Annotated in this window: 10 protein-coding genes; 4 read left to right on the forward strand and 6 right to left on the reverse strand. The window is 42.0% G+C overall.

Annotated elements, in window-relative coordinates:
- Positions 1-34: 34 nt before the first annotated feature.
- From QLG00_RS10035 to QLG00_RS10060, 6 genes are all read right to left on the reverse strand, one after another.
- On the reverse strand, positions 35-958 hold the full coding sequence (locus tag QLG00_RS10035; protein ID WP_004937048.1) for a hypothetical protein: 924 nt from the start codon (positions 956-958) through the stop codon (positions 35-37).
- 109 nt (positions 959-1,067) lie between these two features.
- The gene (gene cysE / locus QLG00_RS10040) at positions 1,068-1,877 is read right to left on the reverse strand and encodes a serine O-acetyltransferase (RefSeq protein WP_004937050.1); all 810 of its coding nucleotides are present in this window, start codon (positions 1,875-1,877) and stop codon (positions 1,068-1,070) included.
- Complete coding sequence (locus QLG00_RS10045) at positions 1,870-2,718, reverse strand: RNA methyltransferase (RefSeq protein ID WP_025095939.1); 849 nt, start codon at positions 2,716-2,718, stop codon at positions 1,870-1,872. Before QLG00_RS10045 ends, cysE begins: the two co-directional genes overlap by 8 nt.
- Positions 2,719-2,736: 18 nt before the next feature.
- A complete protein-coding gene (dnaE, locus tag QLG00_RS10050; RefSeq protein ID WP_025095940.1) occupies positions 2,737-6,294 on the reverse strand; it encodes a DNA polymerase III subunit alpha in 3,558 nt (1,185 codons plus the stop codon).
- 156 nt (positions 6,295-6,450) lie between these two features.
- Positions 6,451-7,518, reverse strand: a complete 1,068-nt coding sequence (locus QLG00_RS10055) for an asparaginase (protein WP_004937056.1) — start codon at positions 7,516-7,518, stop codon at positions 6,451-6,453.
- A gap of 345 nt (positions 7,519-7,863) precedes the next feature.
- On the reverse strand, positions 7,864-9,294 hold the full coding sequence (locus tag QLG00_RS10060) for a pyridoxal phosphate-dependent aminotransferase (protein WP_004937057.1): 1,431 nt from the start codon (positions 9,292-9,294) through the stop codon (positions 7,864-7,866).
- Positions 9,295-9,522: 228 nt separating this feature from the next.
- On the opposite strand from QLG00_RS10060, the gene msrB reads away from it, so the two are divergent.
- The 4 genes from msrB to QLG00_RS10080 are packed head-to-tail and all read left to right on the forward strand — an operon-like array spanning position 9,523 to position 11,959.
- Positions 9,523-9,942: a peptide-methionine (R)-S-oxide reductase MsrB gene (gene msrB, locus QLG00_RS10065; protein ID WP_004937058.1), complete on the forward strand. Its 420-nt coding sequence runs from the start codon at positions 9,523-9,525 to the stop codon at positions 9,940-9,942.
- Entirely contained in the window at positions 9,939-10,427 is a 489-nt protein-coding gene (locus QLG00_RS10070) for a glutathione peroxidase (protein ID WP_004946797.1), read from the forward strand. The genes msrB and QLG00_RS10070 overlap by 4 nt, the downstream gene beginning before the upstream one ends.
- 21 nt (positions 10,428-10,448) lie before the next feature.
- Positions 10,449-11,315 carry an AraC family transcriptional regulator gene (locus QLG00_RS10075; RefSeq protein ID WP_282470906.1) on the forward strand — a complete coding sequence of 289 codons (867 nt, stop codon included), beginning with the start codon at positions 10,449-10,451 and terminating at the stop codon, positions 11,313-11,315.
- Between the two features lie 32 nt (positions 11,316-11,347).
- Entirely contained in the window at positions 11,348-11,959 is a 612-nt protein-coding gene (locus QLG00_RS10080; RefSeq protein WP_282470907.1) for a LysE family translocator, read from the forward strand.
- Positions 11,960-11,992: the final 33 nt, after the last annotated feature.

The following is an 11,992-nucleotide window of genomic DNA, read 5'->3' on the forward strand; positions in this document are numbered from 1 at the left end:
TGGTCAGCCTATTTTTATATACAAGAGTGAAGTGTTACTTCGGTGCAACTGCCGGGTTGGTCATGACTTGCCACACATTCCAGCGACCTTGCTTTTCGATCTCTGTAATTAAACGATCTGCAACCTCAGCTTCGTCTGGATATTTGATTTTGTAATTTTTGAGCGTTTGGACTGCATTTTTCTTTTGCTCCATTGCAATATAGTTATTTGCACTGACCAAATACGCTTCCTGTACGCCGCCTTTCATGGCTTTTTCCAAATATGGCATTGCTTCACGTTGACCACCACCTTCAGATAAACCAAAACCAAACCAGAAATTGGCTTCTGGATCATTTGGATTCATTTTGAGTAAACGTTGAGCATAAGTCAGTGATTTGGTGGTATAAGCAGAACCTAAATCGAGGTTACGGCCAAGCACACTGGCTTTAAATGCACGAATCAGAACATCAAATGAAGCATCTGGATTGGCTGCTAAAGTATCAAGTTGCGCTGAAACCTGCTTTAACTTGCTTTCATAACCACGACGCTCCTGACGATCGGTAAAACGTGGTGGATAATGGCGAGCTTTACCTTCAACAAGCTGGATAAAGTCATCAATTTCGGTGACATCCAGTTCATTTTCACCAGCCAATGCTGCATATTTCATGCTACGCGTATTATTTTTAATTGTTGGAACAATCAGTTTGTTGACATCGAGCACGATCGTTTGTGTCGGATCATCCGAACGTTTTACCACCATTTTTGTTACAGGTTGAGCTGCTGCTTCTTTAAGTGCAACTTCAAATGCAGGAGGTGCATCGTAGTTAAATGGATTTAATGAATAAAATGGCGGCGAAATATCCGGCTCGGTGAACACGTAAGGTTGTGTGCTTTGCTTATTTTCTTTGACAGGAAGAGGGCTACATGCGGTTAAAACTGAAGCTGCTAACATGGTGTATGCCAAAGGCTTAAACATCATAGAGTCATCCGTAAAATTGTTGTATGAATAAAAGATCGTTGTGCAGCCAGTCTAAGAAAACCTGAGCAAACATGCAATGAGTGCCGTGTTACAGTATTAAACTAAATGGTCAAGCATCGCTCATCTTATGCTGTGCTTCACATTCACGTCGGACTTCTTCAATAATTTTAAGCTCTTCATCGCTAAATGGATGCTGATCATAGTTTTGTTTTTTAAACGTCGGATCAAGTGCAGTCAATCGCTTGCATAAAGTATTCATACGCACTTCATTTTGCTGAATACGGTCAAGCAGTACTTTCATACCTTCGAGTAAAGGATCGGTCTGGTCGCGAGTGGCTGCATAAGGTTCAAATCCAATACTTTGTGCATAGCTTTCACGGCGCATTTCTTCGGCATTTTTATCCAGATCTTTTTGAATAAATCGCGCTGCACTGCCTACAGCAGTCACACCCGCAGGAACAGGCTTGGTCACAACAGCATTTGAACCAATTTTCGCGCCTTTACCAATGATCAATGGCCCTAAAATTTTTGCGCCGGCACCGACCACTACACCATCTTCAAGCGTCGGGTGACGCTTGCCTTTATTCCAAGTTGTACCGCCAAGCGTTACGCCATGATAGAGCGTGACATCATCGCCAATTTCGGCAGTTTCACCAATTACGACACCCATGCCATGATCGATAAAAAAACGACGACCAATTTTGGCACCAGGATGAATCTCAATTCCTGTCGCAAATCGGCTCAGAGAAGACAGCGCACGCGCAGAGCCTTTCAAGTCTTTTTTCCAGAGCTCATGTGCAACCCGATGCATGATCAGTGCATGAATACCCGGATAAGTCGTCAAAACTTCCAGGGTATTTCGAGCTGCCGGATCACGCGCAAATACGGCTTGAATGTCTTCTTTAAGCTGTTTAAACATGGGGCTGATCCTCATCCTGTTGTGTTTTTTTCCATTTGCCCTGACTGAGTGCTTGCACGCGGCTAAATACACCACGTAACAAATGATACTCCATTCGGTCGAGTTGAATACGACCAAACAAACGGCGCATACGAAGTGGAAGCAAACGCGGATTTTGTGGATCTAGAAATTCGATGTCGACCAGCATTTTTTCAAAATGAGGATAAAATTCTTCCATTTGCTGATGAGTGACCAGTGGCTCATCCCAGTCCATTGCGACACCTTCTGCAACCTGCATTTGCGCATTTGTCGTTTCAGGAGATGATGTGGTGACTCGTTCGAGTGCAGCCATTCGCATTTCATAGCACACCACTTGAATGGCTTGCGCTACGTTTAACACGCCATAGTCGGTATTGACCGGAATCGTGAGGTGATAATTGGCCAATGCCAGCTCTTCATTGGTCAGACCGCGATCTTCACGACCAAATACAATCGCAACTTGCTGTTGTTTATTCACCACGGCATCTATCGATAATTCAGCAGCCGGGCGTACATCGAGCAATGGCCAAGGAATGGTTCTGCTACGCGCACTGGTTCCAAATACAATATGACAATCTCGAATGGCATCTTCAAGCGTATCCACAATCTGAATTTGCTCGATCAGATCTTGTGCACCTGCGGCAAGGGCATCGATATCGGGATGTGGATAGGTTTTGGGTGCAACCAATACCAGTTTTGACAGTCCCATGGTTTTCATTGCACGTAACGCACTTCCAATATTGGCTGGAAGCGTGGTATTGACCATCACAATTCGTACATGCGCCAATGATTGATTCACCAACGCATTGTCAGCATTATTCATAAAGTATCCGATTCAAATTTAAGAGTATTGAGAGACTTCTGCGTGATACAGATCCATTGCTTCATCCATCGACATATCTTGCGGTGGGGCAATATTCGCTTTTACTGGCTCTGCCGCTTTGGCTGCTTTTGACTTCACCTGATATTCAATGTAAATCGCTTCTTTACCAAAATAATCGCGCAGTTTCACCAGTAGTTCGTCTAGTGGCGCAACCTTCCAGTTTTGCCCAAGCTGCACTTCTGCACTTGCGTAAGGCTGATCGATACACATGATGACAGGAATATGCTGGCACATATCAATATTACAATAAGGTAAAAGAATCTGTTGCAGATCGCGCGCTAAAGCAGGGGTCATCAAGTCGTCTGTTGGCTGGATGCGAATATGATTGGCACGTTTTTGACGAATTTCATTCAGACTAAATGCTTTGGTCAAGCGTGCCATCGGGCGGTCGAAGCCTTCGCGTTCGTAAATTTCGCCTTCAATCACCACCACTTGCTCAATTGCGACAATATCTTTAAAGCGCTGAAAACGTTCATGGTTACAACTGACTTCAACACGCGCAGTTCCGTCATCGAGTGTAACAACAATGCGGTTCGGGAAATTGGCAACGTCGAGTACCAGTCCAGCAAAGACCGTAGTGACTCCACGGCGCGTAGGTGTCAGTTCATTTAGTTTAGCTGGAATAAACGATTTCAATTCGGTACGATAAACATCAATCGGGTGGCCGGTCAGATACAAGCCCAAAGTGTCTTTTTCACCTTTTAAGCGAACTTCGTCTGACCACGGCTTAACAGGTTTGGCAGGTTTGCGCTGAACTTCTTCAACTTCACCAAACAAATCCATAATACCAGTTTCACGGTTTTGGCGTGCTTGCTCCGCAGCCTGAACAGCCTCAGGCAACTGTGCCATGAGCGTTGATCGTTCAATTTGTAGGCAGTCGAGAGCACCGGCACGAATCAGCGCTTCAAGTGTACGCTTATTAATTTTTTTCAAATCGATGCGGTGGCAAAAATCGAATAAGTCGGTATATGGACCTTGCTTAATACGTGAGTCAATCACCGATTGCATTGCTTGTTCGCCTACACCTTTAATGGCACCTAAACCATACACAATGGTGCGTTCATCACTGGCATGAAAATGATACAGCGACATATTTACAGAAGGTGGCATGACTTCAAGTGCGTTATTACGACAGTCATCAATCAAAAATACGATACTGTCGGTATTTTGCATTTCCGACGACAAAACCGCCGCCATAAATTCGGCAGGATAATGCGCTTTTAACCAAGCTGTATGATAGGCCACCAAGGCATAGGCAGCAGCATGCGATTTGTTAAAGCCATAGCCTGCAAACTTTTCCATATAGTCAAAAATATGGTTGGCTGTGGCTTCATCAATATCTTTTTGTGCAGCACCTTCAATGAAGATTTTACGCTGCTTGACCATTTCTTCAGGTTTCTTTTTACCCATGGCGCGGCGGAGCAAATCTGCGCCACCGAGCGTGTATCCCGCACAAAACTGTGCAGCCTGCATTACCTGTTCCTGATACACCATAATGCCATAGGTCGGTTCGAGCACACTTTCAAGTAATGGATGCAAATACTCAAATTCACCGCCGTGCATCCGGTGAATAAAGTCGGGAATCAGATCCATCGGGCCCGGACGGTAAAGCGATACGAAGGCAATAATTTCTTCAAATTTACTTGGTCGCGCTTCCTTCAGCATTTTTTTCATGCCGACGGATTCAAACTGAAACACCGCAGTCGTATTGGCGTTGGCGAACACCAAGTAGGCATCTTTATCATCTAAAGGCACATTGGCAATCTCAAGCGGTGTCTCAAACTGGATGCGCTTATTGATATTTTGCACCGCATCTTCAATTACGGTCAGGTTTCGCAAGCCCAAAAAGTCGAATTTGACCAGACCGGCTGCCTCAACGTCATCTTTATCGTATTGTGCAACGCGGTTTGTACCATCGGCATCGCATAGGACTGCCGAGTAATCGGTAATTTTTCCAGGTGCAATCACCACACCACCGGCGTGTTTACCTGTATTACGCGTGATACCTTCAAGCTTGAGTGCCATTTCCCAAATTTCACTGGCATCGTCATAATCCGGATTGGACGGGTTGGTGACGATGTCTTTGAGTTGTGGCTCCATGTCGATGGCCGTCGCCAGATCCACCCCGAGCGGTTTGGTAGGCACCATTTTTGAAATACGATCGGCCAAACCATACGATTTGCCCAGTACGCGCGCAACATCTCGAATCGCGCCTTTGGCCGCCATCGTACCGAATGTCGCAATTTGCGATACTGCTTCTCGTCCATAGGTGCGAGAGACGTAATCAATTACTCGGTCTCGCCCAGCAATACAAAAGTCGACGTCAAAGTCGGGCATTGAAACTCGTTCTGGGTTCAAGAAACGCTCGAAGAGCAAATCGTAACGAAGTGGATCCAGATCGGTAATTTTTAAACTATATGCCACCAATGAGCCTGCACCAGAACCACGGCCTGGGCCAACCGGAACACCATTACTTTTGGCCCATTGAATAAAGTCCATCACGATAAGGAAGTAACCCGGAAATCCCATTTTAAGGATAATGCCCACTTCATACTCAATACGTTCATCGTAAGGTTTACGAATTTCAGGCCAGTCTTCATCGCGCATCTCTACGGGATACAAATGATTAAGGCGCTCTTCAAGACCTACTTTAGACAAATGCTCAAAATAGGTGTCGATGGTAAAACCATCTGGAATTGGATAATCCGGAAGGAAGTAAGTTCCAAGCTGTAGCGAAACATTACAGCGCTGCGCAATGTAATAAGTATTTTCAAGTGCACTTGGAATATCTGAAAAGAGTTCCACCATGTCGGCGGTGGTTTTAAAATATTGCTCGGGGCTGTAAATTCGGGGTCTGCGGTTATCAGCAAGTACGTAACCATCTGCAATACAGACGCGTGCTTCGTGTGCATCAAAATCATCACGCTCAATAAAATGAATATCATTATGCGCGACGACACCAATATGATACTTAGCCGCTAATTTAACCGCTTCACCAATATAATCTTCTTCACCCGGACGATCTGTGCGAGTTAAAGCCAAATAAACACGATTGCCAAATTTTTCTTGCCATGCTTCAAGCAGCGGCTCTGCTTTTTGTGGATTGGACGAACACAACATTTTGCCAACATCACTGTTTTGTCCGAGCAATACAATAATGTCGTGATGTTGTTCCAAGATCCATTCTTTTTGAACACAAGGAATGCTGAGTTGCTGGCCTTCGATATGACCACGTGACACAATTTCGGTTAAGCCTTTCCAGCCTTCATTGGTCATGGCGAGCAAGGTAACTCGTTGGTCGGGCTCATTGAGCCGAACCACACTGCCTAAGATCGGTTTGATGCCTTTACTTAAACATGAGGTGTAAAACTTCACGGCCGCATGTAAGTTAGATAAGTCTGTGAGTGCCAAAGCAGGCATATTGTCTTTGACAGCAGCTTTGATGAGATCAGGTATGCGAACAATCGATTCAGTAATCGAAAATTCTGAATGAATACCAAGATGAACAAACTGCATAAACCTATCCTTAACTCGACCGCCAAATATTCTAACACGCTCTGTCTGAGACAGTTGTCTAATATTTTGGCATTAAAACATCTTCGTAAAGACAAATCAGATTATAAAATAAAAAAACCGATGTATAGACATCGGTTTTTTTGAGGCTAATTGCGCTTAGTATTGCCAAAACATACGCTGAATTTCTTTTGCGTCATTGGTTTTGGTCAGTGCAAGTGCAGTTAGCAGACGTGCTTTTTGTGGATTTAAGTCATGTGCAACCACCCAGCCGTATTTATCGTCTGGTTGTTCAGCATTACGTAGCACAAAGCCTTGCGGTACACGTGATGAACGTACCACTTGAATGCCTTGCTCATCATGCAATTGCTTTAATGTTGGCACAATATAGTTACCTACAGAGCCATTACCTGTACCCGCATTTACAATTCCTTTTACACCAGCCTTGGCATAGGCAAGGTAAGCATCTGGAATCATTGAGTCAGAACCATATACGATTTGAACCAAAGGTAACTGGTCGCCTTTAATATTTTCGATATTAAATTCTGAAGCATTAGTATGGCGCTTAACAGAACTTCTAAACCAGTAAGGCTTACCTTCAACCAGTGTACCTAAAGCACCCCATTGGCTACCAAAAGCATTGGTATGAATGTTGATTGCTTTGGTTACATCACGTGCAGCAAAGATCGAGTCATTCATCATGACCAAAACGCCTTTGTTTTTTGCTTCATCAGATGAAGCTAGAGCAACTGCGCTATAAAGATTGAGCGGACCATCAGCAGAAAGTGCTGTAGATGGACGCATTGAGCCAACCAGTACAATCGGCTTGTCTGTATGAATGACTAAATTCAAAAAGAATGCAGTTTCTTCTAGCGTGTCAGTACCATGCGTAATGACGATACCGTTTACAGATGGCTTTTTGACAAGATCATTCACTTGGCGAGCAAGGGAGAGTAGTTCTTTATCGGTAATGCTTTCAGAAGCAATTTGTAGCGCCTGAACACCAGTGACATTTGCTAAATCTTTGATTTGCGGCACTGCATTGATGAGTGCATCGACTGGGACTTTTGCTGCTGTATATGTTGCGCTATTGGTTGAGCTTGCGCCAGCGCCTGCTATCGTTCCACCTGTTGCAACGACCACTACATTATTTTTTGCATATAGTGATACAGATGCTGCAAGAAGCGTTAATCCTAAACCGAATGATTTAATAGCCTTATTAATCATTTATGACAATCCTGTGTTTTGATCTTCCATCGAATAGCAATGTCTATGCCAGACATTTCGGCTATTATTTGAATTTTGATCAATTAAAGCATTGGCATTTTATTTTTTAAATTAAATTAAAAGAACGCATTAATTTTAACGAGAAATACATGAATCTTATCTATGCTATTTCGAACGGACTGATAAAAATAAAGTGAAAAAACAAAGTATTTAGCCTACAAAAAGTATTTTTGCACCAAATTGGAATGTTGTTGCTTTATCTTGGTGCGTAAACGGCTTTTTTATAAACCGTATAAAAAATAAAAAAGCAATGTCGAACTTCGACATTGCTTTAAATTTTCTTAATTAACGACGATTTGCTAAAAAACGAGATAGACGGGTAATTGCTTCTCTTAACTCATTTTCTGCAGGCAAGAACACCAGACGGAAATGGTCAGGAGTCGGCCAGTTAAAACCAGTACCTTGAACCAGTAGTACTTTCTCTGCACGAAGAAAGTCTAGCATCAGTTGTTCATCGTCTTCTACGGGATACATGTTTGGATCGAGTTTTGGGAAGCAATACATGGCACCTTCCGGTTTTACACAGCTCACACCCGGAATTTCATTGAGCATTTCCCACGCAATATTGCGTTGTTCGTATAAACGACCACTCGGGCGAATCAAGTCGTTAATCGATTGATAGCCCCCTAACGCAGTTTGAATGGCATATTGTGCCTGATGGTTGGCACACAAGCGCATTGAAGCCAGCATGTCTAGCCCTTCAATATAATCTTTCGCGCGTGATTTATCGCCTGTAATAGCCATCCAGCCTGAACGATAGCCCGCAACACGATAAGATTTTGATAAGCCGTTAAATGAAATGCACAACTGGTCGCCAGCAAGTGCAGCAACAGACACATGTTCAATGCCATCGTAAACGATTTTATCGTAGATTTCGTCTGCAAATAAAATCAGGTCATATTTTTTTGCTAATGCCACAATTTGTGCCAAAACATGACGTGGATAAACTGAACCTGTCGGGTTGTTTGGATTGATAATCACAATACCGCGTGTATTGGGTGTGATTTTACTTTCCATATCGGCAAGATCAGGATACCAGCTATTTTCTTCATCACATTTATAGTGAATGGCGGTTCCTCCTGAAAGGTTTACCGCAGCGGTCCAAAGTGGATAGTCTGGCATAGGCACGAGCATTTCATCGCCGTCGTCGAGCAAGCCTTGCATAGCCATGACAATCAGTTCTGATACGCCGTTGCCGACATAGACATCGTTGACATGCATATCACGGATGCCTTTTTGCTGATAATACTGGCAAATGGCTTTGCGTGCAGGGAAGATACCTTTTGAGTCGGTGTAACCAATCGCATTAGGTAAATTTAGTGCGACATCATTAATAATTTCTTGTGGTGCTTCAAATCCAAACGGAGCAGGATTGCCAATATTGAGCTTAATAATTTTATGTCCCTGTTCTTCCATTTCATTGGCCGCTCGTAACACAGGACCACGAATGTCGTAGCATACATGCTCGAGCTTAGAAGACTTTTTAATTTCTCGTGGGGTTTGGGTCGTGTTCGTCATTTTGAGGGTCTCAGAAGGAGGAGGGTTCACTTTTGCATAACGATATAAATAGCTTTTAAATGTTTCAGTTGTAACCAAATCAAGATCATGCTGGTCTTTGAGTAAAGTCACAATTTTTTCATGCGTATAACCGAGCTGTTGATATTGTTTAATCACAGGCAGTAGGTTTTTAAAAATAACGCTCTTTTTTTGAGACATTTTTTTATCCTTAGCAAGAATAGACAAAGATTAACATGTATTTTGCTTACAATGAAGCATTGGTTACATAACTACTGCTTACTTAAAAAATAATATTGCTTACTTTTTGCTTTTGGTTCAATTATACGTGTTTTGTAAATTGTGCATGAAACACTAGAAATTTTAGATTGAATGACGTAAATATAAGATTATCCTATTTTAAACAGCAAAATAGCTAGGGAAACTATCATGGGAAAACTCAACAAAACAGAACGAGAATGGCAAAGAGAGTTATCACCAGAAGAGTACCGAATCACGCGACAAAAGGGCACTGAGCCTGCTTTTACAGGTCAGTACTGGAATACAAAGCAATCGGGTACCTATGTATGTCGTTGCTGCGGTGCAGAATTATTCTCTTCAATCACTAAATATGATAGTGGCTGTGGCTGGCCAAGTTTTTATAAACCGATTAACACCACCGCAATAGAGGAGCATGACGATTTATCGCATGGAATGGTTCGAACAGAGATTGTTTGTCATCACTGCGACGCTCATTTAGGGCATGTTTTTGAAGATGGACCACAGCCGACAGGATTGCGATATTGCGTAAATTCGGCGTCATTACAATTAAAAACCGACGAGAAGAATGATGAGGAAACTTATCCATGACCAACCTTTATCAATTTGAAGCAGATTTACTTGAGGGAGAGACGAAGTCACTTGCCGATTATCAGGGCAAAGTACTTTTAATCGTAAATACTGCAAGCAAATGTGGTTTTACGCCACAATTTGCTGGTTTAGAAAAAATTTATGAAAAATACAAAGAACAGGGTTTTGAAGTTTTAGGTTTTCCATGCAACCAGTTTGGAGGGCAAGATCCAGGTTCAAATCAGGAAATTGGCTCATTTTGTCAACGCAATTATGGCGTAAGCTTCCCGATGTTTGCCAAGGTTGATGTTAAAGGCCCAGAAGCACATGCGATTTTTCGCTATCTTACCCGTGAAGCGAAAGGGATTTTGGGTAGCGAAAATATCAAATGGAACTTTACTAAGTTTCTTGTTAGCCGTGACGGGAAGGTGTTGAATCGTTATGCACCAACCACAAAACCAGAAAGCCTAGAAGAAGATATTGAGAAAGCTTTGGGTAATGCATAAGTTTAATGCTTGGCTTTTTTAATGTTGAGTCATTCAGGTAATCTGTTCTGGTCAGATGCTCGCATGCCTTATGTGGAAACGCGTAAGGCATGTACCAGTCGAACTTGCTACAAATCGCATAGTCATGAAACTTTTTCGATTGGTGCTGTTGATGCCGGTTTTAGTTGCTTTAGTAGTGCCTTTCACCAATTCGAGCGCTTAACTCCAGGTAGTCTGGTGATTGTGCCAGCATTTACAGAGCACTCGTGTAATCCATTACCCAATCAAGACTGGAGTTATCAAATGATGCACTTAGATGCATTGTGGCTTTCAGCTCTTATTGAAGAGGGTTTATCGAATAGCATCGAACAGAAAATACCTGTTTTAAAACCTGAAATTATTCGAAAATCTGAAGTGTATCAATCGTTCTGCAAAATGAATGAGACACTATTTAATCCAAATTTTACTGTTTTAGAAAAAGAGCAACAATTAATAGATACGCTCATTCAATTTATTTTCCCTTCAATGTCTTGGCGGTTTTTACACAATAAGCAGTATTTAAGAGCGGCTTTAGATGAATTGATAAATCTTCTTAACCAGCACCAAACCTTTCTTTCCCTTGAAGAACTTGCTCAGTCGAGTGGATTGAGCCGCTTTACAATCATACGATTATTTAAACAAAATTTAGGGTTAACTCCACACGCATTTCAGTTGAATCTTCGTATTCATCAAGCTCGACAACAACTTAAAACAGGAAAGTCAATCACAGCAATTGCTTATGATTTAGGTTTTAGCGACCAGAGCCATTTTCATCGGGTTTTTAAGCAGTTCGCTGGTGCGACGCCTAGACAGTATCAACTATCTATGACGCGCAATTTTATACAAGATAATACATATCTAAATACTTAATCTCGTGTTGATGATTTATTGCGAGATACCTTGTGGAACTGTTTATTGCGATTGCGCTCACTCACTTTATTGCCTTACTTTCTCCAGGACCAGATTTTTTTCTCATTTTAACAACGCTATTGCGCCATAATCGAAATGCAGCCATTTTAGTCTGTTGCGGAGTAGCGTTGGGAAATGCGGTCATTATCGCTTTGGTATTTATTGGATTACAATTACTAATCAATATCGATAAAAGTATTCTCGTAGCCATCAAATGGATCGGTATTTTATATTTATTCTATCTCTCTTATTTATGTATCCTTTATGCCAAATCACCGTTGAATTTGAGACGTGAAAATAATTTACACATCCGTAAGGAAAAAATACATTTCATCAAAGGTGTTCAATCTAGCCTAGTTAATCCAAAAAATATACTGTTTTACAGTAGCTTGAGTATTTTAATAGCTGAGCAGTTCGATTGGTATGAAAAACTTTCAATTTCAATCTGGATGGTAGTGGTCGTTTTGGTTTGGAACCTTTTTTTGGTTCGAATGTTGACATTCGATCAGTCATTAAACTTTTTACAACGGAATTCTTGTAAATTGTATTATCTATCCGCTGGAGCATTTTGCATTTTTTCAATACTTTTGATTGGTTATGTATAGCTCTTTTTTTGAGTTTGGAGATGTGTACTCTAA

Source organism: Acinetobacter sp. V89_7, from assembly GCF_029967895.1.
Classification (GTDB): domain Bacteria; phylum Pseudomonadota; class Gammaproteobacteria; order Pseudomonadales; family Moraxellaceae; genus Acinetobacter; species Acinetobacter soli.

Coding starts and splice junctions, on each gene's coding strand:
- QLG00_RS10035 (WP_004937048.1), bottom strand. CDS start 958: ATGATGTTTAAGCCTTTGGCATACACCATGTTAGCAGCTTCAGTTTTA.
- cysE (WP_004937050.1), bottom strand. CDS start 1,877: ATGTTTAAACAGCTTAAAGAAGACATTCAAGCCGTATTTGCGCGTGAT.
- QLG00_RS10045 (WP_025095939.1), bottom strand. CDS start 2,718: ATGAATAATGCTGACAATGCGTTGGTGAATCAATCATTGGCGCATGTA.
- dnaE (WP_025095940.1), bottom strand. CDS start 6,294: ATGCAGTTTGTTCATCTTGGTATTCATTCAGAATTTTCGATTACTGAA.
- QLG00_RS10055 (WP_004937056.1), bottom strand. CDS start 7,518: ATGATTAATAAGGCTATTAAATCATTCGGTTTAGGATTAACGCTTCTT.
- QLG00_RS10060 (WP_004937057.1), bottom strand. CDS start 9,294: ATGTCTCAAAAAAAGAGCGTTATTTTTAAAAACCTACTGCCTGTGATT.
- msrB (WP_004937058.1), top strand. CDS start 9,523: ATGGGAAAACTCAACAAAACAGAACGAGAATGGCAAAGAGAGTTATCA.
- QLG00_RS10070 (WP_004946797.1), top strand. CDS start 9,939: ATGACCAACCTTTATCAATTTGAAGCAGATTTACTTGAGGGAGAGACG.
- QLG00_RS10075 (WP_282470906.1), top strand. CDS start 10,449: ATGTTGAGTCATTCAGGTAATCTGTTCTGGTCAGATGCTCGCATGCCT.